This is a genomic window from Abiotrophia defectiva ATCC 49176 (genome assembly GCF_037041345.1).
In the GTDB taxonomy this organism is placed as follows: domain Bacteria; phylum Bacillota; class Bacilli; order Lactobacillales; family Aerococcaceae; genus Abiotrophia.
Genome location: NZ_CP146287.1, coordinates 468,520 through 490,984 on the forward strand (window position 1 = coordinate 468,520; position 22,465 = coordinate 490,984).

Sequence of the window (22,465 nt, forward strand, 5' to 3'; positions counted from 1 at the left end):
CCATATTTTTGGGGTGCGGTTTTTGTCCGTTCTAGTCTTGTTGCTAGTCTTTATGTCCTTAGTGGGCTGGGGGCTACTTTCCTTATATGAGTTCTCCCCCAAAAGCTGGCAGCCAGTCTTAAGCGTATGTTTCTATCTTGCCTGGCCCTTTATCTCGGCTCCTCTGGTTCGGTGGTCTTATGACATACTCTGGCTCCGACCGGTTACCATACGCGATATCGGCAGTCAAATTGCCATTAAGGTTGGCCACCGAGAGAAGTGCCATGATTGGGCCGACCTGCGCAAGGTCAAGGTGTCGACTGAAGGGCAAAGTAGATACTACGCCTCTCCCGTCATGAGTCTAAATCTGGTGCTGATTTTCAAAGGGCGGACCTATCGCCTTGGGACGGATGATCATATAGAAGACTTGAGAAGCCTGGAACGCTATTGCCAGAGTAAAATAAGAAATAGACGCAAAAAGTCTAAGAAAGCCAAATAGACACAGAGAAGCAAGTTGGCCACTTGCTGGAAAGTTTGAACTAGAGTAGAATAAGCCTAGATGAAAGAACGGGAGAACGAGCTATGAAGAAATTAAGCCTAGATTTGCGGGTTAGCCAAATTTTAGGGGTGCGTTTTTTGTCCGGTCTGGTCTTGGTGCTAATCTTTATGTCCTTAGTGGGCTGGGGACTACTTTTCTTGTTTGAGCTCTCACCCAGAAGCTAGCAGCCAGTCTTAGGCTCATGTATGCTTCTTGCCTGGCCCTTTATAGCGGCTCCGTTGATTATTCGGACTCATGACAAAATCTGGCGCCGATCAGTTACCATGCGCGATATAGGGAGTCAAATTGCCATTAAGGTAGGCCATCGAGAGAGGTGTCATGCCTGGGACGACTTGCGCAAGGTCAAGGCGGAGTTTGGATCTAACAAGAGAGGTGGTTATTCTGTAACCAGGACCATGACTCTATTGCTGATTTTCAAAGGGCGAACCTATCGCCTATGGACGGATGAATATATAACAGATTTGACAAAATTCCAACATTATTGTGAGAGTAAAATAAGGAATAGACGCAAAAAGGCTAAGAAAGCCAAATAGGCACAGAGAAGCAAGTCAACCACTTGCTGGAAAGATTGAACTAGAGTAGAATAAGCCTAGATGAAAGGACGGCGAGTCAGACATGGAGACACATCAAGAAAATAAAGAGCTAGAATTCAGCAAGGTCTTGCGGGTTAGCCATGTCTATGGCGTGCGTTTTTGGTCCATTGTGGGGCTGATTCTGGCCTTTATGTCCTTGCTAGGCTGGGGGCTACTTTCCCTACTCGATTTGCTCTGGAAAAGGACGCCAGAAGGAGCCCATGAAGCCCTATTGTTGTTAGTTTTCGTGATTTGGCTTTTAGGGTCATCTGCTTTAGTTCAGTGGGCCTATGAGAAAATCTGGCGCCGTCCAGTTGTCATACGAGACTTGGGTAGCCAAGTTGCTATTAGCGTAGGGGATCGCGAAGATCGTCATTCCTGGTCTGATTTAGTCAAGGTCAAGATGCACCGTTATCGTGTGGGTCGCACAGGCCAGACGCGGGTTAAGAGCTTGAATTTGGTCCTGACCTTCCAAGGCAGAAGCTACCGCCTAGGGACGGATGAGCATCAACGCCAGCTAGAGAACCTACAAAATTATTGCCAGCGTAAAATCTTACAAAATGGTTCAGCTTACTATCAATAAAAAACAAGCCCTCCTTAGGATTTTCTAGGGAGGGCTTATTTTAATAATAGCTAGTTAGACTTTTGACGTCGTTTTTGAATCAGATGGTTGGTGGCCGCCACATCCAAGCGGCGATGCCAAATCATGCCTTGCCAGACTAAGATGTAGATGATTAGAACAGCACCAACAAAAGGCAGCAATTCCTGCCAAGTAAAGCTAATCCAGCCATTGTAGAGGGCCGTGATACCGACAATGATTAGGATAGAGGCAAAATGAAGAGACAGGGCCAGCGTTAGGTTATGATCTTCTTCCCACCCCTGATAGTGAAGGGTGACAAGGCCGATAAGGCCACTCATGATAAGCACTGCAATCACTTCAGCAGGTCTAATGGAGCTGGTTCGGAGGAAGACCAAGGTACAGAGCAGATAGGTGAGCGAGCCAATCAGAAGGCCATTGACGAAGGCTAAGGTATGTGTTTTTAACATCTTATATCCCTCCCATGCCCAGCGCTTGCTTGAGTGCTGGCAGGTATTTGCGGCTAACGCCAAGTTTGATTTTGTGGGTCATTAAGGCTACCATATTGCCAGAAAATCCCATTTCAAGCGTGTGCAGATGGTTGATATTGAGCAGGGCGCTCTTGGAGACTTGGACAAAGTCTCGCCCGTCTAAGCGTTCCAACATCTTATTGAGCTGGCCTTTGACTAGGTAAGTAGCCTGTTGGGTATAGACGGTCAACTCATTCTGATAGACTTCCATGGCAATCAAATCTTGACTAGCCACCATGATGGTCTTGTCATCGACTAGGAGCGGAAGCCGCGGAAGGCCTGAAGAGGCATTTTGATTTTCTTCCAAAAGCTGCAGGACTTGCAGAGCCTCCGCGTTAAGATTAGCCGCTTCCACCGTCACATTGACCGTATCAGGGGCGAGTTGGGGATTGGGCTCAAATCGTATATTCACAGGGACTTCCTCCTAAAACAGCGTCTTCCCCCTTATTATAGACTATGTAAGGCTAGTTTGCGACTGAATTTGCCTAAGATTGGCATGAGAATGAGGAAGAGGAGGCCAAAGCCTAAGAGAATGAGGACTTCCTGGCTAGCGCTGGTTAAGAAACCAACATCCAAGCCGACACCGGTATGGCGCAAGATTTGTTGTAACATGAAGTCAGGCACTTGCTGGGTCATGGCTTCTTGCGTTGGTGCTAGGAGAATGTGACGGAAAAGGGAGGAGAAGTATGGGGCAGGTGTGACTTGAATGACCCAACGACTTACTTGTGGTAAGAGACCTAGCGGTAAGTAGACGCCAGCGAAGAAGCCAAGGGAAGTGGATAGTAATAACATAACATGGCCGAAGCTGGTCACACTTGTGACGAAGCCAAAGAGTAAGACATTGAAGCTAGTCCAAACCAGGGCTGACAAGACCATAGCGCCCAAGAGTTGAAGTAATTGCAGGCCTGATAGGGTCATGCCCGCTGTGAGGGCATAGTAGGCAAATAATAAGCCTAGGGCAAGGACTTGCATAATCAAACTGATTAGGGCACTGGCTAGGAAGTAGCCAAATTGCATTTGGTTATAGCTTAAATCAGTTAAGAGGAAGTCGGCTAGGACGCCTTTTTCTTTGTCCGCCACCATTTGACTGAGGCCTGCTGCGCTAGTAGTTGCCCCAACGATTGCTAGGATACCACCTAAGAGCCAGTAATCCAAGAAGGTATTGACGCCAGGCAACTGTGGCCATGAAGAAGCCATGTTATCCTTGAGGAAGGCTAGGTAGAGAATGAAGGTGATGAGGGCACCTAAGAGTGAGAAGAAGACACGACTCTTTTGGATGAAGTAGAGGCGTAGGCAACGAAGTGTGAAGTGTAACATATTAGCGGATCTCCCTTCCGGTTAAATTAATAAAGAGGTCATCGACACTACCGCGATGGTATTCAAAGTGCTTAATGAGTGGGCGGTAACGATCTAAGAGGGGCCAGACGGATTGCTCAGGCTTGAGGTCAACCTTCAAGAGCGGGCCATCTAGGCGGACTTGATAGTCGGGGGCGAGTTCTTGGGCTAAGGCTTGCGGATCTTCAAGATCTAAGCTTAAGGTGTCATAGGCATATTGAGCCTTGAGCTGGCTAACCGTGTCGGCTGCAATCAAGTGGCCGTGGTCAATAATGTAGACATAGTCGGCATTTTCTACTTCTTCTAAGTAGTGGGTGGTTAAGAGGATGGTCAGTCCTTGTTCTTGGCGCAGGCGCAAGAGGGCATCCCAGATGACATTCCGTGTCTGAATATCTAAGCCAGTTGAGGGCTCATCCAGAATTAGGAATTTAGGCTGGTGGACTAGTGCCCGAGCAATGTCGACACGACGGCGTTGGCCACCAGATAAGGTGCCATAGCTTTGCTTCAAGATTGACTCGAGTTCAAAGACTTGGATTAGGAAGTCTAGCTGACTGGCTTCAAAGTTACGGTAGCATTTGGCCCGACTTAAGAGGTTTTGGCCAACGGTCAGGTCTTGGTCTAAAATACTGTCTTGGAAGACCACGCCTAGTTGGCGTTGATAGTCTGAGCGGGAGAGTTGCTGACCTTGGAAGATAATAGAACCCTCGCTTGGAGACAAGAGGCCTGTTAGCATCTTAATAGTGGTGGATTTACCGGCACCATTGGGACCTAAGAGGGCTACTAATTGACCTTGAGGGATGGATAGGCTGAGTTGATTCACAACGGTTTTGTTGCCGTAGCGTTTGGTTAGGTTTTGGGTTTGAATTAACATGGGGGTGTCCTCCTTTAATACAGGCTTATCTTATCATGATTTTTGGTCCTTGCCTTGATAAAAAAGCTAAGTGGTCAAAATTGGGGCTTAAGTGGTAAGAGAGGGGGGCCAAAATGCAAGAAGTGGGAAATGAAGGAGTTTAGGAGGGGGCTATCTGGCAAAAAATACTTAATCAGTCGGTTATTTTTTTGATTATCTTTTGGATGGCTTGTTTACTTAAATGATAGCGAACAATCTAATAAAGAGAGCGCTTTTACGGGGCGCTAGGCTTTCTTTTAACGAGCCAAGTCCAGCCTAATATGGTATAATAGGGTCAAGAAATTTAAAAGGAAGTGCCCTAATGTCTCAATATGATGTGAAGCAAGTGGCTTGCCACCAATGTCAGGCACCAATCGACGTCAAGGTCTATGGAACAATCGATGTCACTGACCAGTCACCGGAACGTGAAGCCATTCTGTCTGGGGAATTTTTCAAAGTAAAATGTCCTGAGTGTGGCCATGAGGGCATGGCGGATTACGGCTTCCTCTATCAAGATTTACAAAAGGGCCTTGTCCTCTTCTACGAACCAGATCCTAGTTTTTTTGAAGAAGATGTGCAAGTATTGAAGGACACCTTCACCCCTGAACAGATGGCTGTCACCACTATCCGGATTGTACACGGCTTGCCTAATCTCTGGGAGAAGATTCAAATTCATGAGGCGGGACTAGATGACCGCATTGTAGAGTTACAAAAATACTTGGTCTTTGCTGGTTTCCACCAACAAATGCCAGACCAGCCTATTAAGCATATTCTTTATCAAGTGGCCAAGGAAGGTAAAGCCCAATTTCTGCTGGGGGATGACCGAGAATTGGTCGCGACGGTAGCCTTTGACCAAGGCCAGTATGACCTAACTAAGGACAGCTTTGCCCAGGAGCTAGCCCGCTACGGTGGCGGCTTCTTCATCAATCAGCAATGGGCGGAATGGCTCATGGCTCAACTAGAGCAAGACCAAGACTAGGTGATGAGAATGAATCAACAAAGTTCAGAAACCATGGCGGCCATCAATCGTTTCCGCGATGAACGTCATTGGCGACCTTATCATAATGAGAAGGATTTGGCTATGTCTATTGCGATTGAAGCCGCGGAGTTGATGGAAATCTATCAATGGCGGACGCCTGAGGAAGCTAATAGTCAAGATTTAGAACATATTAAAGAAGAAGTAGCAGATGTTTTAATCTATACTTATATGCTGGCAGATAATTTAGGCCTGGATATTGACGACATTATTGCGGATAAACTGCGTAAGAATGCCATCAAGTACCCAGCCCCGCCAACAGAATTAGATGGGGCTGCTAGTGAGTAGCTTCTTTTATATTTAAAATCACATCTTCGCAGAATGTGGTGGAGTTTTTCATATCTTTTTCATATACGTGGTGTAAACTATGAATTGTAGAAAAGTAATCACTAGTTCTAATAGGGAACAAGGAAACGTTTGGAGTGAGTGAGTATGTTGAAATTTATGCAAGCAATCCAAGCCCATCGTAACTCACAGGTCCTGGCTTGCCAATTGAATCGTTTGAATCAGGATGCCCAAACACTCACCTATCGGGATATGTGGCTAGCCGTTGACCAATTAGCAGGCTGGTTGCATGAGACCTTAGGCCAGGACCGTTCACCCTTAGTCGTCTACGGACATAAGCATCCCTACATGTTGGTTTATTTCTTGGCTTGCCTCAAATCAGGTCATGCTTACTGTCCCATTGATTTGTCCATGCCGCTGGATCGGGTGGCCGCGATTATTGAGAAGTTGGCGCCACCTTTGGTTCTTACGACCGAAGACTTGCCACTAGATTGCCGGCAAGTCACTTTAGCCCAAGCTCAAGCCCTTGTGCAGGCGGGGAGCTATGATGCGCCAGCTGATGACCTGGCGGTTAAGGGTTTTGAGACAGCCTATATTATCTATACCTCTGGCTCTACTGGCCAACCTAAAGGAGTCTGTGTCTCAGCCGAGAACCTGGACAATTTCTTGACTTGGTATCTGCCACTGATTCCAGCCCAGCCAGGAGAGAGCCCTGTATTCATCGGCCAACCACCTTACTCCTTCGATCTGTCGGTCATGAGTGTCTATCCTGCCCTCTGCATGGGTGCCACCTTATACCAATTGGACAAGGGCTTGTTAAGCAATTATGGGGCCTTATTCGACTGCCTCAAGCAGTCGGGCATTTCCACTTGGGTGTCCACACCGTCCTTTGTGGATACTTGTTTGGCCGATCCGCAATTCAATCAAGAACTGCTGCCCCAAGTCAGACGTTTCGCCTTCTGCGGTGAGAAACTTCAGGCCCGTACGGCTCAGGCCCTCTTGGATCGTTTCCCGCTGGCTAAGGTCTATAATTCCTATGGGCCAACTGAATCGACAGTTATGATGACTTGGGTGGATATCGATCAAGATCTGATTGATGCCTATCCTGATAATTTACCAGTCGGGCGTGTCCGTCCTGGCAGTCTGGTCAAGTTGCTGCCCCTAGAAGAGGCAGAAGAAGGCCAGGGTGAAATTCAAATCATTGGGGATACGGTCGCTCAAGGTTATTATGGTCAACCGGAACTAACGGCCCAAAAATTTGGTCAAGTCGGTGGGCAACCTGCCTATAAGACAGGGGACGTGGGTTACTTTGAAGAAGACTTGCTCTTCTGTAATGGTCGGATTGACTTTCAGATTAAGTGGCATGGCTACCGGATTGAACTGGAGGACATTGATGCTAACCTAATCAAGCATCCTCTGGTCAGCCAAGCCATCACCCTACCCAAGTACGAAGGTGATACGGTCAGAAGTTTAGTCAGCTTTGTGATTTATGATCAGGTCATCCAGCAACGTTTCCAAACAGTGCGTGAACTCAAGGCGCATTTGAAGCAGACCTTGCCAGACTACATGATTCCTAAGAAAATCGTCTTTCTGGATAGCCTACCTCTTAATCAAAATGGCAAGGTCGACCGGAAGGCCTTAGGAGGGCTCTTATGACCTACTTTGGCGATGAAAAGTTTGCCCTGATAGCAGCGATTTTCTGCCTAGGCGGACTGGTAATTCGTTGGCGTCAGTGGCCAATCAAATATTGGCTGGCCCTAGGCTCCTTGATTATCTATGCGGGTGTCTTCGGCGCAGATTTCCAACATTTGCTTGTCTCACTGGTCTTCTTAGCCTTTCAATATGGTTTGATTCAATATCAATTTCGTCATCCCGAGTTTAAGTGGACGGTCTACCTGTCCTTTCTGCCCTTGGTTTTGGCCAAGTTACATGAAATTTGGCCCATCTACAGCTTTGGCTTTGTCGGCATCTCCTATCTGTCTTTTAAGGTGGTGCAGATTCTGCTAGAGACCCAGGACGGCCTCATTAAGGAAATGTCCTTGGTCGATTACCTGAGCTTCCTGCTCTTCTTCCCAGTTGTCAGTGCCGGCCCTATTGACCGCTCCAAGCGCTTTGTGGCAGATACGGAGAAGATTCTGGACTGGAAAGACTATTGGGAACTGCTGGGCCTGGGGAGTTATCGCCTCTTACTCGGGGCTGTCTACAAATTTGTCATTGCTGCCGTCATTTTCAAGTGGCTGTCGGCATTACAGGTTGGCAATTATTTTTACTATTTGATTAAATACGCCTACGGCTATACCTTCTATTTATTCTTTGACTTTGCTGGATATAGCCTCATGGCAGTAGGGCTCAGTAACCTCTTAGGGATTGAGACCCCAATGAACTTTAAGCAACCATTCTTGGCCATCGATATCAAGGATTTCTGGAATCGTTGGCACATTAGCTTATCCCAATGGCTGCGGGACTTCGTCTTCTCGCGCGTCATGATGAATTTTATTCGTCATAAGCGTTTCAAGACCCGGCTTAATCGGGCCATGGCAGCCTATATGGCCAATATGCTATTCATGGGCTTTTGGCATGGTTTCTCCTTCCATTATATCCTCTATGGTTGTTACCACGGGGTTTTAATGGCTGGCTTTGAAGCCTATCAGAAGAAATCAAAATTTTATAAGAAATACAAAAACCACTCCCTCTACAAGCTAGTAAGCTGGGCAGTGACTTTGCAATTGGTTGTCTTGGGGATGTTCATCTTCTCCAATAAATTTCCAGAAGTCGTAGGGAAGTGGCTAGGATTTGGACAAGGTTAGGAGTGAGAGTATGGAAGAACAAGTATTAAGCCTTTTAGAAGAATTGTGTGAAGATGAAGTGGTGCGTGAGGATTTAGATATCAATCTCCGTGACGAAGGGCTCCTGGATTCCTTAGGTTTCGTTGAGATGCTAGTGCGGATGGAAGAAGTCTTCGGTTTTGCAACGGCACCAACGGAGGTCACCTATGAAGAGATTGATACGCCACGTCGGGTCATAGCCTACGTTAAGAAACGAGTGGCTGCTCTATGATTAAAATGAAGGCCTTAGTCTATGCCATTTGCTTAGCGCTTGTCAGCATGATTGGCCTCAATGCTTCCTTGTCCGGGGCCTACCAGGTGCCAGATAACAGTATACGTTACGGCCGACAAGTGGAGAAGAACCAGAGTAAGGATATTTTGACTCAGAATATGGACGCCCAGACCTTAACAGTCTTCGGTTCCTCGGAGTTGGTCCAAACCTTCAAGGAAAACTTCGACCCTAGCGTGGTCTTCAACTACAAGGACTTTCACCTGATGGAAATTGGCCGTGGGAATTATCGCAACCTTACCTTGGCCTCCATCTTGGGCTCTGTAGGGGATAATTTGCCCCAACAAAAAGCGGTCTTATTGGAATCCCTACAGTGGTTTACCAAAGAAGGGGTACCTGCCAATGCCTTGCTCTATCGTCTGTCTTTTGAGCATGTTTATAATACCTTAAGTAATCCTAAGGTGACGGAAGAACACAAACGTGCCTTTATTGATCGTCTGCTAGAAGCCTCGACTCAGCATCCCCAAGTGCACGATGCCTTGGCGCGCTATAAGAAGGCCCTGCTAGATGAGCCAGATAATTGGCTAGAGAACCAATGGGCGCGGGCTCATTACCAGCTAGATGTCTTCAAGAACAAGATTCGCTATGCCCTAGCTGACAAGGATCCTCTGCCATTGGCAGGTGACAAGACACCGGACTATGATTGGGATCAACGTTATAAGACCATTGCTGAGCAAGAAGGGGCAGCAGACAAGACCAACAATAATGAATTTCAAGTTGAAAATCATTATTACACCAATGAAATTGGTCAAGATTTAGAGAAGTTTAAGAACAGTGATGTAGGAAAATACGTCACCGATTCACCAGAAATGAAAGACTTGAACATATTCCTCGACATCGCCCAAGACTTGGGCGTGGATGTCCGTGTCGTCCTCCTACCCGTTAATGGTAAGTGGTATGACTACACCGGCTTCCCTAAGGAAGACCGCCGGGCTATCTATGAGGCAATCAAGCAAGTGCTGGATCAACGTGGTATCAAGTATTATGATTACCAGGATGATGATTATGAGCCTTATGTCATGCAGGATATGTTGCACTTAGGATGGAAAGGATGGACTCGCCTTGAAAAAGATCTTTATGAATATGGCAAACAAGATTAAATCCTCCAAAATTCTCCAACTCATTCTGTGGATTGCGATTTTCTATGTATTGATTATGATCCTCGTCATCTACGGATTGGCTAAGGATACTGGAGGCGTGCAGCCTTACATTTATAGTAGTTTCTAAGAATTAAGGACTAGGTCAGCTGATCTAGTCCATTTTTTTATGCCTTAATCGTTTAAGTGGTCCTGCCAAGGCAAAAAGACTATAATAGAGCTAAGAAAATAAGAAAAGGGGAAGTGCTATGACAAATAAAGTAGAACGTGATCTAATTAAGACAGACCTCTTCCAGGCAGTCAATGGGGCCTGGTTAGAAACTGCTGTCATCCCGGATGATAAGCCAACAACGGGTGGCTTCTCAGATTTGGCCGACAAGGTAGAAGCCGACCTGATGAAGGATTTGGCCGACTTGATTGATCAGCCTGACTCACTGACCAAGATGCAAAAGGAAATGGTTGCTTACTATCAGTTAGCCTTGGATAAGGAGGGGCGCGCTGCTCTGGGTATGAGTCCCTTGCGTCCTTATATCGAGCGCATCCAAGCACTGACCTCAGTAGCTGACCTGACTGAGTGGGCTAAAACCGGTATTTTAGAAGGCCTACCAGGGCCCTTCGGCCTAGGCGTCATCCAAGATATGGCTGATTCCAATCGCTATGTGGTGCATTTGGGTCGCCCAGGATTGATTTTGCCTGACCGGACCTACTATGAGCCTGATCATGCGCAAGGCCAGCAATTATTGGCAGTCTACCGCCAAGTGGCCTTGGACTTGCTGGCTTTATTAGGCTTGGATGTTAAGGAAGCTATGGAATTAGTGACAGCCGGCATGGCCTTTGATGCTCGCCTAGCCCCTTATACCTTGTCTAAGGAAGAAGCGGCAGAATATGTGGTCTTCCACAACCCTCGCAAGTTGGATCAAGTGGCGGCTTACTCCGACCAAATCGACTTCAAGGCAGTGCTAGAGTCCGTCTTAGGTGGCTTGCCTGAGACCCTAAACGTGGGCGAACCTAAATTCTTCGAGGCCTTCAAGCAACTAGTAGATCAAGCTGATTTGACTGAGCTTAAGGCCTGGTTGACCTTGCGTCTGGTTACGGGTGCGACCAGCTATCTGTCTGAAGAGGCGCGGGCTATCAGCCATCGTATGACCCAGGCCTTGACCGGTAACCCAGCCATGAGACCTTTTGAAAAATTGGCCTACAGCCATGTCAATCAAGCCTTCGACCAAGTCTTAGGGGACTTCTATGCCCAACGCTACTTTGGCCCTGAAGCCAAGGAAGACGTGACTCAAATGGTCAAGAACATGATTGCCATCTACCAAAAACGCCTAGAAACCAAGGAATGGCTCAGCCCTGCCACTCGCGAAAAGGCCATTCTCAAGCTACAGAAAATGGACCTCTTAGTGGGCTATCCTGACAAGATTCCGCCAGTCTATGAGGAGTTAGTTGTCGGCGACCGCAACTTCTTCCAGGCTTCTATCTTCTTCACCCAAGTAGCAACTCGCTACAACCTCAGCAAGTGGAACAAGCCAGTAGATCGCGACCTTTGGGAAATTAGTGCCAACACAGTCAACGCTTACTATGATCCATCTAATAACTTAATCTGCTTCCCAGCGGCTATTCTGCAGGCGCCATTCTATAGCCTGCAACAATCAGCTAGCGCCAACTATGGGGGGATTGGGGCCGTGATTGCCCATGAAATTTCCCATGCCTTTGACAATAATGGCGCCCAGTTTGATGAGACCGGTAGCTTGTCTAACTGGTGGACGGAAGAGGACTTGGCTCACTTCAACAGCCTGGCCGATAAGATGATCAAGCTCTGGGATGGGATTCCGTTTGGTGACGGCAAGATTAATGGGACCTTGACTGTCTCTGAAAATATTGCGGATGCGGGCGGTCTAAGCTGTGCCCTTGAAGCAGCTCAAGCTCTGCCGGATGCTGACTTGGAAGACTTCTTCTTCAACTGGGCCCGCGTCTGGTGTCGCAAAGCACGACCAGAGTATGTCAACCTGCTTCTCAACATTGACGTTCACTCGCCAGGTGAGTTACGAGCCAACATGGCACCTAAGAATTTGGCGGCCTTCTATGAAACCTTCGGGATTGAGCCCGGCGACGCCATGTATTTGGCACCTGAAGACCGGGTGACGATTTGGTAATCTCAAGATAATAAAAAAGCCCCTGACCGATGGCATTGGAGCCATCAGCCAGAGGCTTTTTTCTTAGCCGTTAAAGGCATTGACAATGGTTTCGACATTTTTAATCATAACGGAAATAGAGCCGTCTGGATTGTTAATGAACTCAATGACTTCAGGGTCATCATATAGCTCAGTTGGCACCATGAGCTCGATGCCATTAGCCAGCTTGAATTTCTGCTTAGCGTACTTCTTCTCATATTTAGGCACGTTGTTGACTGCAATCTTGGTTGGGACTTCTCTTTTGACTAGGGCCTCACGCGCCGCGTCCTGGGCGCCTAGATTGTCCTTGAAGACCTGGCGGGTAATTTCTTCCGCATTAATGACATGGTCCTCTTCTAACTGTTGCAGGATAACTTTTTGAGTAGTTGCTAGGGCTTGATAAGGTTCTTGGTCAAATTGCTTGGCGGTATCGGCGACTGCCTTTTTGATTTGCTTGATTTGTTGAGGCGCTGCTTGAGGTGGGGCGATTTCCAAAATACGTTCGGATAGGTAGAGGCAGCGTTTGCCTTCGATGACATATTGCTTCTCTAGAATTTGGTAGTCACCAGTGGCCAAGTTCAGCAAGAAGAATTCCGATGGCATCTGGGTGGGGCTTGGGAGAATGGCGTGGTGCATGACCAGTTGATTGACTAATTGGGATTCGGCCGAGAGAAAATGGGTGACCTGACTAGAGTAGTCCAGTCGTATCAGGCCGAAATAGCGCTGTTCATGGTCGTCGCTAGCCTCGAAAAAGAGGTAGTCAGCAGCGGCGATTTCTTCTGCTGGCCCAATCAAGTCAAAGAGCTTATCGGCCAGACTGCTAGATTTGTCAATCAGGCTGGCTTGGTCATCCTTGAGACTAGCCCAGAGGGCGTTGTCCGCTTCTAGCTTGGCGCGTTTGGGTTCTGCCTTTTGGACCTTGGTCAGGAGCTTATCCAGGTAGGTCCGAATCAGGGGCGAGGATAAGTCCATGGCTTCCTGGGACAGGAAGAGACTACCAGCATCCTTATCCAGGATGTGGAGAATGGCTTGGTGAATGTACATGTTTGGGGAATCCTTTCTAGTGAAGAAAAAGGGGGCAGAAGCCCCCTAATGTTTGAGATGCTTAGACGCGTTGGCCGACAAAACGGACCATATCATCAACAACTTGACGGGAAGGGGTCGTCATGACATAGAGACTGTCCCCAAGTAAATCAGCGAAAGCCTGCGGAATGCGGGCAGTCATCTTGATCTGATCAGCGAATCGATCCAGGATGTCTTGGTGGCTGGCCACATAAGTATGCTCATCGCGACGGGCTACCGCCAGGCAGTAGCGACCATGGGCGGTCTGCTTTGGCAGTTCTTGGCCTGTCACTAGCTTAGCCCAATAATCGTAGAGGTCAATATCATGGGCATAGTTGTAGATGTCGATACAGAAGCCACCGGCTGGGCGGTTGTTGTATTCAATGGCGATAAAGTCATCGTCCGGCGTCCGGAAGAATTCGATATGGAAGAAGCGTTCCTTCATGCCAAAGGACTTGATGATGGCATGGCCATATTCACGCAACTTAGGATGGAGTTCCTTCTCAATATAGAAGGCATTGTCCTTACGCTCCAAGACTAATTCCAGTGGTGGATAGTAGTAGGTCAGACCGGTTTCGAAGACAATATTGCCCTCGGCATCAATCAGACCATCAAAAGTCGTCACCGTTGGATAGGAGACAAACTGCTCCAGGAAGTAAGGAGTGGACTCGCCCCAAGTAGCCTTGAATTGGGCCACATCTTCTGGCGTCATGAGCTTGTAGGTAGCGGCAGCCCCCACGCCATTATCGGGTTTAGCAATCAGCGGCAGGCCTAGGTCTTGGACGGCGGCATCGATTTCTGAAGTCTGGCTAACCACGCGACCGTCCACGACCGGTACGCCGGCCTTGCGGAAGTAATCCTTCATAACAGACTTGTACTTGGTCTTAGTCAAGTCTTGGGGTTTGACGCCAAAGATATTGAACTGCTGGCGCAAGCCGGCATCCAATTCCAGCCAGTATTCATTGTGGGACTCAATACGGTCGATTGGTCCATACTTGTGGAAGAAGAAGGCAACCGCACGAGTGACTTGATCCAGGTCTTCCAGATTATCCACCCGGAAGTATTCAGTCAGAGTCGCTTTGAGCTCATCGTTGAGTTGGTCATAAGGTTCCTGGCCAATCCCTAGGACATTGACGCCATGTTGGCGTAACTTATAGGAAAAGGGTTGGAAGTTAGCAGGGTAGTAGGGAGAAATAACAATATAGTTCATAGGGAATCCATCCTTTCTGCTAGGGTCAGGGGCCTTTAGCCTACCATTCTTCGCTTAGGAAACGTAGGCAATCGGGTAGATAGGTTGCCCAGGCCTCTTCACTGTGGGTGGCATCAGCCGCAATAATCAGCTGGAGTCGGTCCTGGGGCATGCCGCCAGCCAGTAATTGTTGATAGTAGCTGAGGGAGGCGTTGATGTAGATTTGCTTCATGTTACCGTGGGTCAGGTCGCGGTCGGTGTCGTCTCCTTCTTGGGTCCCCACTTGGATAAAGATGCGTTGGCTAGGGTCTAGCTTTTGGCGGCTAATGTAGCGATTGAAGGCTTCGACTGTTAACCAGGAGGCACTAGAGAAGACCCCAAGGTTACCAATTTGGTCCGCGTATTCCAAGCCCATAAATTGGGTGATATTGCCGCCCAAGGAAGAGCCGGCCATGGCTGTGTGGCGTTTGTCAGGCTTGGTCCGGTAGTGGCTATCGATGAAAGGTTTGACCACATTCATCACGAAGTCAGCATAATTCAGGCCCTTGCCCCCAAGGCGCATTCCTTCAGGAATCGGGGTGTTGGTGAAAGGCCAAGGTGAATATTCGTTGAGGCGGTTTTCGTTATCATTGTCAATCCCGACCACAATCATTTGGGGGATGTCAGGATTCTTCTTGATGGCTGGAATGATTTTCCAGGAGTGGCCACTGAAGGATTCGCGGCTGTAGAAGACATTCTGGCCGTCATGGAAGTAGAGAACAGGGTAGGACTTGTTCTCATTCTTCTGGTAATCCTTAGGTAGGAGGACCCGAATACGGCGAGGCTTGTTGGTGTATGGGACAGTTAGTTCATGGGTATGCATTTCTAGGTAAAAATAGGCTGCGTGATGCATGGCAGGGCTCCTTTCTTAGTCCTCCATATTTTAACATGAAGCCAGGGTCTAGGCTAGGAATTTTTGGCCGGGTCAAGCCTTGAGAATATAAAGAAAGTGTGAAGAAGGCTAGAAAGTTCTAGGATGAGGCCAAAACGTAGGCTTAAAGGGACTTAATTCTATCCCAAAAGATAGTAAGTCTGCAAGAAGTGCCTACTAGTTTTTACTAGGGTAAGCTTCTTATAATATAGATGTCTTTATCTCTCTATCCCAACGAAAGGAGTTTATGATGTATCAAGAAACTTTTGATTTAGAATCTATCACACTCAATGTGATGAATTTGCCCTATATGGTGGCCTTCTATCAGCAGGCTTTAGGGATGGCTATCTTAGAAGAAAGCCCTGAGCGAGTGGGCTTGGGCGTCCAAGGCAGTGACCGGCCCTTGCTCTACCTAGAAGCAGTGGCCGCGCCACAGGAAAGCCAAGCCCGTTACGGACTCTACCATGTAGCCTATCTCCTACCAAGCCGAGAGGACTTAGGGACTTTCTTAGTTCATGCTATCAAGCAGTCCCTGCCACTGATTGGGGCTTCAGACCATGGCTACTCTGAGGCCATTTACCTAGAGGATCCGGAAGGCAATGGCATTGAAGTCTATCGCGATAAGCCAATCAGTCAATGGGAGATTGAATCGGACGGGCGCATCCCAGGCGTGACCCTAGAAATGGACGGTCAAGGCGTCTACGACAGCGCCAAGCCACTTGATGGCCCTTATAAAATGCCCGAAGGCTCTCGTATTGGTCATATTCACCTCAGTGTCCAAGATAGTAAGCGAGCGGCCGTCTGGTGGAACCAAGTCTTAGGTATGGAGACTAAATTCCAGATGTCTTCAGCGGCTTGGATGTCATCTGGGACCTATCACCACCAGTTAGCTGCCAACCAATGGGCAGGTAGCCGTCTAGCGCCACAAGAACCAGACCAAGCAGGACTTAAGCATTTTAGTATTGTCGCTAGCTCGCCTCAAGAAGAGGCCGCAATCGTCAAGCGCGCCCAAGATTTGGGGGCTAAAGTGCAAGCTCTAGAAGGGGGCTGGCAAGTAACCGATAGCAATGGCATTAGCCTAGTTTTACGGAGTTTGTAAGCTTGTCCATACCTTTGCTTTACGCTATAATAGTGTAGCGTAAGGAGGTTATGGCATGAAATTCTATTCTTATGACTATATGAAGAGTCGAATTAATATAACGGACTGGCTCCAATTGACCATTTTCGTTGGCTTGGCTATCTTAATTGGCTTGGCTATATGGTTTTACTACCATCGCAACAAGGATTCTAAGTACCGTGAATTAGCTATTATTGGGATTATCTGCTTCTTTATTTTAGCTGGGACTCGTTGGCAAGATGCGCAAGCTAAGCAAGCAGCCATTAGCCAATATTCAGGGGCTAGTCACTTGATGGAACAGGTGGCTGAAGATTTGGGGACTAAGCCCGAATTGCTCTATCTTAATACGGAAGCAGCGGCCGACGGAGGCATTATCAAATCCGGTGACCGCTACTATCGGACTATCATCGATAGAGAAGGACACTATATCCTTGAGGAAATGGCAGTTCAGCTGCCTAAGATCGAATTGGTGGAGGTAAAGCCATGACATTAAATTTTTTAGATATCGCCATTAAGCTAGCCTTAGGCGTGTTGGCCTTGGTTGTAGTCATTAATTTGACAGGTAAGGGCAATTTGGCGCCGGCTTCGGCCAGTGACCAGGTCCAAAACTATGTCCTAGGGGGCATTATTGGTGGGGTTATTTATAACCCTGGTATTTCTATCCTGCAATTTTTAATTATTCTCATGATTTGGTTAGTGCTAGTTCTGAGCTTTAAATGGCTGAAAACCCACAACCAACTTCTTAAGAAGACCATTGATGGGGAACCAACGGACTTGATTAGCCGTGGCGTCATCGATGTGGAAGCGACACGAGCAGCAGGTCTAACAGCTCAAGATTTGGCCTTCAAATTGCGTAGTCAGAATATCTACTCCATTAAGAAGGTTAAACGGGCAGTGATTGAACAAAATGGCAGCCTCAATATTGTGGTTTACGGTGAGGAGAATCCTAAGTATCCTCTGATTACAGACGGACATATTCAATATAAAACCTTGGATTCAATTGATAAGACGGAAGAATGGCTCATGCAAGCTATTGCAGAAGCAGGTCAGGAAGATGTGGCCAAAATTTTCTTGGCAGAATATATTGATGGTAACATCACCATCGTGGAATACTAGTCGTGCGTCTGGATCAAGTCATGAATCAGGCTGGCCTGGGTTCCCGTAATCAAGTCAAGCGACTGCTCAAGAGTTGCCAGGTGCAAGTCGATGGCCAGGTGGAGCGTAGGCCCAATCGTAATGTGGATCCTGGCTTGCAAGAAATCAAAGTCCAGGGAAGAATCTTGACCCAGCCGGCTGAGACCTATTGGCTATTACATAAGCCTCAGGGAGTCTTAACGGCAGTCACGGATGACCGCTTCACTACGGTCATTGACTGCCTGGCTCCTCAAGACCAGGCGCCAGGTCTTTATCCGGTAGGCCGTTTAGACCGTTCTACCACCGGCCTGGTCTTTCTGACCACCAACGGCCCTTTGGGTTATCGCATGTTGCATCCCCAATACCATGTGGAGAAGGAATACCAGGTAGTGGTCAATGGTCCGCTGACCCAGGACCATGTGGCTAGTTTTGCCCGAGGCATTCTGATTGATCAGGATCGTCCCTGTGCGCCAGCCCACTTGGTAATTGAGGCCTCTGGTCCGCAAGAAAGTCGGGCCCGCCTAACTATTCGGGAGGGCAAGTTCCACCAAGTCAAGAAGATGTTCCTGTCGGTAGGCGTCAAGGTGACGCAGCTTCACCGTCTGCGCATGGGCCACCTGGTTTTAGACCAGGACCTAGCCCCTGGTGCCTATCGGCCACTTAAGCAAGAAGAACTGGCACAATTGAAGCACTATCTTTAAGGATAGTAATGGGAAATATTTAGCAAAAAGTCAATAATCATTGAGAAAATAGGCTTTTAGCCGTATAATGTATAGTATCAAAAACAGAGTGAGGAGTGTTGAGAGTGAAAGAAATCGTCATTGTCGGTGCCGGTTATGCCGGTATCTCGGCCGCCCGTAAGTTGGGTAAGACCTTCAAGAATGACGCGGATGTTAAGATTACTTTGGTAGATAAGCATGCCTATCATACCTACATGACTGAATTGCATGAGGTAGCAGGGGGGCGTGTGGAAGCTAACGCGGTGAAGTATGACTTGCAACGTATCTTCAACAAATACAAGAAAGTACAACTAGTGACGGACACGGTTGTCGGAATCGATGAAGCCACCAAGACTGTCCAAGGTGAAAGCTACAGCTATCATTATGATTATTTGATTTTAGCCATGGGTGGCGAAGCTAACGATTTTGGCGTCGCAGGTGTTAAGGAAAATGGCTTTACCCTCTGGTCACTGGCGGCAGCAGAGCGCATTCGAGCTCATATCAAGGAATGCTGTGCCAAAGCAGAGCACGAACCTAACCAAGCTAAACGTCGCGCCTTACTCAGCTTCATTGTCTGCGGTGCAGGCTTTACTGGGGTTGAAATGGTTGGCGAGTTGATCGAATGGGTACCTCGCCTAGCTAAGGATTACCACTTAGATGAAGAAGAATTCTCTGTTCACTTGGTAGAAGCTGCGCCAAAAATCTTGGCTATGGTGACTGACAAGGAACAAGATAAGGCTATGCGTTACATGACCAAAGTCGGTATCAAAGTCTCAACTGGTGACGGGATTCAAGCCGTTAACAAGCATAACGTAGAGTTGGCCTCAGGCAAGACCATCGACAGCTACACTACGATTTGGACTGCCGGGGTGCAAGGTAATACCGAAGCCAAGGTCTTTGGTTTAGAGACTGGTCGGGCTAACCGTCTGGTGGCTGACCAATACATGGAAGCTAAGGACCACCCAGGTATCTATGTGGTAGGGGACTTGGTTTACTATGAAGATCCAAATGAAGGCGGTCGTCCAACGCCTCAAATCGTTCAGGCTGCTGAACAAACTGGGGAAACTGCGGCCCACAATATTATTGCCGATATCAAAGGAACGGAAAAACATGCCTACAAGGGTAAATATGATGGCTTTATGGTCTCTATTGGCTCCCGTTACGGGGTGGCCTTCCTCATGGGTAAATGGCATTTGACTGGCTTCTTCGCTATGTTGATGAAGCACTTAGTCAATGTGCTCTACTTCTTCACCATTCGTTCCTTCTACTACATGTGGACCTATGTCCGTCATGAGTTCTTCAAGATTAAGGACAAACGTAACATTTTCCGCGGGCATTTAGCTGCTCACGGTAACATCCTCTGGTCCGTACCACTGCGTTTCTTCTACGGGTCTGTCTGGCTCTTAGAAGGGCTTAAGAAGGCCTTCGGCCTCTGGGGGACTACTAACTGGTTTGGGGACAAGGTTGTCTTCCCATTTGCCTGGTTACAAGAAACTGCAAATGCTGCAGCATCAGCCGTGACTTCTGGCGCCTCTGAGGCAGCTAGCTCTATGTCATCTGTTGTGACTTCTGGCGCCTCTGAAGCTGTGAGCTCCGTATCTTCAGCTGTTACTAGTGGTACTTCTGAAGCGATGAGCTCTGCAGCTAGCGCTGCCGGCGGGGCAGTGGCTCAAGCCAGCCATGCTGTCTTTGGCCTCAGCTACGCTTATGGGGAAAGTCCAAAACCTGTCTTGGACGGTATGCCAGATTGGTTCGCGGCTATTATGCGCTTCTTCGTGCCTAACCGCGATATGGCCCTCTTTATGCAAAAATTCATGACCGTTATGGAAATCTTAATTGGTTTAGCCTTGATTGCGGGGCTCTTCGTCTGGTTAATCAATGCCGGGACGGTGGTCTTGGTTACTATGTTCTGCCTCTCAGGTATGTTCTACTGGGTTAACATCTGGTTTATTCCAGTTGCCATCGCCCTTATGAATGGCTCTGGTCGGGCCTTTGGTCTGGACTACTGGGTAATGCCTTGGTTAGGTAAGAAGCTGGATCGATGGCTCTATGGTCGAACCAGTCACCACTATGGGCCACCAGCCTAAATAATAAAGTAATAAGGAGGCCCCCGCGTGGGGCCTTGCTTTGTAAGAGGAGCTAGTATCTGCTTACTAACTAGAAAGGAGGCCACCCATGGTTCATCCGATATGGGAGTCTTTACCACTTATTCAAGAGGAACTCGTGGCGGTCAAAGCTCTGATGAAGTCAGAGCTCCAGCTTAAAATCCCGGATGTCCGGGAGAAAATTTTGGCCTATATGGATGCCCCAGGCAAGTACCTACGGGCCGGTCTCTGTTTGGCTATGGCCCAGCTGAGCCCAGAGGGCATCACCCAGTCCAAACGCTATATTGCGGCAGCCATTGAGGTCCTGCATTTGGCCACGCTCATTCATGACGATGTCATTGATGAGGCGGATACTCGCCGGGGCATTGAAGCCCTTCATATCCAAAAGTCTAACCGCTTGGCCATCTATGCGGGCGACTATCTGATGACCTATGCGGCTCGCTTGATTCAAAAGAGCCAACAGGAATTTGACCGTAATCCTCTGGATGCCTGGGTGATGGAGGGGATTCTGATTGGGGAGCTGAACCAACTTGCCAACCAATACCGTCAGGGTATGACCATGTATGATTACCTACGACAGATTCGAGGCAAGACGGCTCTCTTATTTGCAGCCGCGACTTTCTTCGGCTACTATAGCCTGAGCCAGTCAGCCCTGCAGAATCGCCAGGCCTTCTATCTGGGCCAAGCCATTGGCATGGCCTTTCAGCTCAGAGATGACCTAATTGACTACCAAGTGGATGTCGAGCTTAGTGGCAAACCCCGTATGCAGGATGTCCAAAATGGTATCTATACAGCGCCCCTAATTTTAGGCTTGCAGGCGGATCCGAGTCTACGTCAAGAACTTAAGGAGCGGGGCCAACCTTGGAGCCAGCAAGAGCTAGACCGGCTCTATCAAGCCCTAGTCGACTTAGGGACTTTGACAGAGACGGAGCGCCTGGTAGACAACTATCTAACCAAGGCTGAGAAGCGCCTGAGAGGACTAGGGGGCAAGCAAGAAAGCCAAACACTGGTCAACTTACTCAATCAAGTTATGAAAGGACACTTTTAAGAGGGGCTTGTCATGGACATGAGGCCCAAATTGCGTTAAACTATAAGATGTAAACATATACAGTAAAGGGGTAATTAGAATGAAAAAATCATTGTTAAAATCTACTATGCTTTTAGCAGCCGTTTTATCTTTGGGGACTAGCTTATCTAGCGTAGTGTTAGCGGAAGATGCTAAACCAGCTGCAACCACTACTTTTGAAGTCAAAGATTTGAAAGACGGCGAATATACCGCTGTGTCTGACGCTGACGAACGTGGCTGGAAACTCCACCACACCATCGTGGTCAAAGACGGCAAAGTTGCTTCTTCTAACTACGACTATGTCAACGACAAGGGCGAGAAGAAGTCTGAAAACGCTGAATACAACGACAAAATGAAAGAAAAAACTAAAGTTTCTGCAGCTGAAGCCATGAAGAAATTAGACGAAAGCCTGGTAAAAGACGGCAAGGCTGATGTAGTGACTGGCGCAAGCCACACTAGCGAAGTGTTCTTCTTCTCTACTAAGGTACTCTTGAAACAAGCCAAAGAAGGTAAGACTGGCGAAGTCAACATCTCTAAATTACCACTTCAAGATGGCGAATACACTTTGGAAGCACCAGCTGACCAACGTGGTTGGTCTACCAAGTTCGTCCTCACTGTCAAAGACGGTAAAGTAGAAAAAGCAGACTACGATATGTACAAAGACGGCAAACGTAAGTCTGAAGACGCTGACTACAACAAGATGATGGCTGATAAGACTAAAGTTTCTTACGCAGATGCAGTCAAGCAATTGAACGAAGCCTTAGTTAAGTCTAGCAATGCCAATGTAGATGTTGTGACTGGGGCAACCAACACAACTAACGCCTTCAAGACCTATGCTAAACAATTGTTAGAAGCAGCCGCTTTAGGTGAAAAAGAAGTCATCAAAGCAGCCGTTGTTGGCGAATAATAAGAAGTGAAGGGAGGCTGGGATTGTTCCCGGCCTCTATTTTTATGGCTCCAAGCAGAGCCTGCCTGATTTATCAGGTAAGATTAGCTAGGTGGCAGGCCAGATAGGGTGC

General features: G+C 47.9%; 22 protein-coding genes. 15 read left to right on the forward strand and 7 right to left on the reverse strand.

What is annotated here, in order from left to right:
- The first annotated feature begins 1,153 nt into the window (after nucleotides 1–1,153).
- Complete coding sequence (locus V7R82_RS02215) at nucleotides 1,154–1,693, forward strand: hypothetical protein (RefSeq protein WP_338543146.1); 540 nt, start codon at nucleotides 1,154–1,156, stop codon at nucleotides 1,691–1,693.
- A 50-nt stretch (nucleotides 1,694–1,743) separates the two neighbouring features.
- Here the strand turns inward: V7R82_RS02215 and V7R82_RS02220 are convergent, their stop codons facing one another.
- The 4 genes from V7R82_RS02220 to V7R82_RS02235 are packed head-to-tail and all read right to left on the reverse strand — an operon-like array spanning nucleotide 1,744 to nucleotide 4,423.
- Complete coding sequence (locus V7R82_RS02220) at nucleotides 1,744–2,157, reverse strand: DUF3021 domain-containing protein (protein WP_338543147.1); 414 nt, start codon at nucleotides 2,155–2,157, stop codon at nucleotides 1,744–1,746.
- A gap of 1 nt (nucleotide 2,158) precedes the next feature.
- Nucleotides 2,159–2,629, reverse strand: a complete 471-nt coding sequence (locus tag V7R82_RS02225) for a LytTR family DNA-binding domain-containing protein (RefSeq protein WP_338543149.1) — start codon at nucleotides 2,627–2,629, stop codon at nucleotides 2,159–2,161.
- 35 nt (nucleotides 2,630–2,664) lie between these two features.
- A complete protein-coding gene (locus V7R82_RS02230) occupies nucleotides 2,665–3,534 on the reverse strand; it encodes an ABC transporter permease (protein ID WP_338543151.1) in 870 nt (289 codons plus the stop codon).
- Nucleotide 3,535: 1 nt separating this feature from the next.
- Nucleotides 3,536–4,423, reverse strand: coding sequence for an ABC transporter ATP-binding protein (locus tag V7R82_RS02235; protein WP_314760330.1), 888 nt, complete (start codon nucleotides 4,421–4,423; stop codon nucleotides 3,536–3,538).
- A gap of 340 nt (nucleotides 4,424–4,763) precedes the next feature.
- On the opposite strand from V7R82_RS02235, the gene V7R82_RS02240 reads away from it, so the two are divergent.
- The 7 genes from V7R82_RS02240 to V7R82_RS02270 all read left to right on the forward strand — a co-directional run bounded on the left by V7R82_RS02240 (nucleotide 4,764) and on the right by V7R82_RS02270 (nucleotide 12,126).
- Nucleotides 4,764–5,420: a CpXC domain-containing protein gene (locus tag V7R82_RS02240; RefSeq protein WP_070756075.1), complete on the forward strand. Its 657-nt coding sequence runs from the start codon at nucleotides 4,764–4,766 to the stop codon at nucleotides 5,418–5,420.
- 9 nt (nucleotides 5,421–5,429) lie between these two features.
- Nucleotides 5,430–5,765, forward strand: coding sequence for a nucleotide pyrophosphohydrolase (locus tag V7R82_RS02245; RefSeq protein WP_070756074.1), 336 nt, complete (start codon nucleotides 5,430–5,432; stop codon nucleotides 5,763–5,765).
- Nucleotides 5,766–5,909: 144 nt separating this feature from the next.
- Complete coding sequence (dltA, locus tag V7R82_RS02250; protein ID WP_070756073.1) at nucleotides 5,910–7,418, forward strand: D-alanine--poly(phosphoribitol) ligase subunit DltA; 1,509 nt, start codon at nucleotides 5,910–5,912, stop codon at nucleotides 7,416–7,418.
- Nucleotides 7,415–8,569, forward strand: a complete 1,155-nt coding sequence (gene dltB / locus V7R82_RS02255) for a D-alanyl-lipoteichoic acid biosynthesis protein DltB (RefSeq protein ID WP_291453964.1) — start codon at nucleotides 7,415–7,417, stop codon at nucleotides 8,567–8,569. The genes dltA and dltB overlap by 4 nt, the downstream gene beginning before the upstream one ends.
- A 10-nt stretch (nucleotides 8,570–8,579) precedes the next feature.
- Nucleotides 8,580–8,819, forward strand: a complete 240-nt coding sequence (gene dltC, locus V7R82_RS02260) for a D-alanine--poly(phosphoribitol) ligase subunit 2 (RefSeq protein WP_070756071.1) — start codon at nucleotides 8,580–8,582, stop codon at nucleotides 8,817–8,819.
- A complete protein-coding gene (gene dltD, locus V7R82_RS02265; RefSeq protein WP_338543154.1) occupies nucleotides 8,816–9,976 on the forward strand; it encodes a D-alanyl-lipoteichoic acid biosynthesis protein DltD in 1,161 nt (386 codons plus the stop codon). Before dltC ends, dltD begins: the two co-directional genes overlap by 4 nt.
- Before the next feature lie 245 nt (nucleotides 9,977–10,221).
- Nucleotides 10,222–12,126: a M13 family metallopeptidase gene (locus V7R82_RS02270; RefSeq protein WP_338543155.1), complete on the forward strand. Its 1,905-nt coding sequence runs from the start codon at nucleotides 10,222–10,224 to the stop codon at nucleotides 12,124–12,126.
- A gap of 63 nt (nucleotides 12,127–12,189) precedes the next feature.
- On the opposite strand, the gene V7R82_RS02275 is transcribed toward V7R82_RS02270, so the two are convergent.
- From V7R82_RS02275 to V7R82_RS02285, 3 genes are all read right to left on the reverse strand, one after another.
- Nucleotides 12,190–13,188, reverse strand: coding sequence for a nucleoid-associated protein (locus tag V7R82_RS02275; protein ID WP_338543157.1), 999 nt, complete (start codon nucleotides 13,186–13,188; stop codon nucleotides 12,190–12,192).
- A 61-nt stretch (nucleotides 13,189–13,249) separates the two neighbouring features.
- Nucleotides 13,250–14,416 carry a carbamoyl phosphate synthase large subunit gene (locus tag V7R82_RS02280; RefSeq protein WP_338543159.1) on the reverse strand — a complete coding sequence of 389 codons (1,167 nt, stop codon included), beginning with the start codon at nucleotides 14,414–14,416 and terminating at the stop codon, nucleotides 13,250–13,252.
- 40 nt (nucleotides 14,417–14,456) lie between these two features.
- Nucleotides 14,457–15,287, reverse strand: a complete 831-nt coding sequence (locus V7R82_RS02285) for an alpha/beta hydrolase (protein WP_070756066.1) — start codon at nucleotides 15,285–15,287, stop codon at nucleotides 14,457–14,459.
- Nucleotides 15,288–15,555: 268 nt separating this feature from the next.
- On the opposite strand from V7R82_RS02285, the gene V7R82_RS02290 reads away from it, so the two are divergent.
- The 7 genes from V7R82_RS02290 to V7R82_RS02320 all read left to right on the forward strand — a co-directional run bounded on the left by V7R82_RS02290 (nucleotide 15,556) and on the right by V7R82_RS02320 (nucleotide 22,353).
- A complete protein-coding gene (locus tag V7R82_RS02290; protein ID WP_338543162.1) occupies nucleotides 15,556–16,404 on the forward strand; it encodes a VOC family protein in 849 nt (282 codons plus the stop codon).
- Between the two features lie 55 nt (nucleotides 16,405–16,459).
- On the forward strand, nucleotides 16,460–16,909 hold the full coding sequence (locus V7R82_RS02295; RefSeq protein ID WP_070756064.1) for a DUF3290 family protein: 450 nt from the start codon (nucleotides 16,460–16,462) through the stop codon (nucleotides 16,907–16,909).
- Entirely contained in the window at nucleotides 16,906–17,538 is a 633-nt protein-coding gene (locus V7R82_RS02300; protein WP_070756063.1) for a DUF421 domain-containing protein, read from the forward strand. Before V7R82_RS02295 ends, V7R82_RS02300 begins: the two co-directional genes overlap by 4 nt.
- A 2-nt stretch (nucleotides 17,539–17,540) precedes the next feature.
- A complete protein-coding gene (locus V7R82_RS02305; RefSeq protein ID WP_291431740.1) occupies nucleotides 17,541–18,257 on the forward strand; it encodes a pseudouridine synthase in 717 nt (238 codons plus the stop codon).
- A gap of 104 nt (nucleotides 18,258–18,361) precedes the next feature.
- On the forward strand, nucleotides 18,362–20,362 hold the full coding sequence (locus V7R82_RS02310; RefSeq protein WP_338543165.1) for an NAD(P)/FAD-dependent oxidoreductase: 2,001 nt from the start codon (nucleotides 18,362–18,364) through the stop codon (nucleotides 20,360–20,362).
- A gap of 88 nt (nucleotides 20,363–20,450) precedes the next feature.
- A complete protein-coding gene (locus V7R82_RS02315) occupies nucleotides 20,451–21,428 on the forward strand; it encodes a polyprenyl synthetase family protein (protein ID WP_338543167.1) in 978 nt (325 codons plus the stop codon).
- A gap of 79 nt (nucleotides 21,429–21,507) precedes the next feature.
- The gene (locus V7R82_RS02320; protein ID WP_291431736.1) at nucleotides 21,508–22,353 is read left to right on the forward strand and encodes an FMN-binding protein; all 846 of its coding nucleotides are present in this window, start codon (nucleotides 21,508–21,510) and stop codon (nucleotides 22,351–22,353) included.
- Nucleotides 22,354–22,465 lie beyond the last annotated feature (112 nt).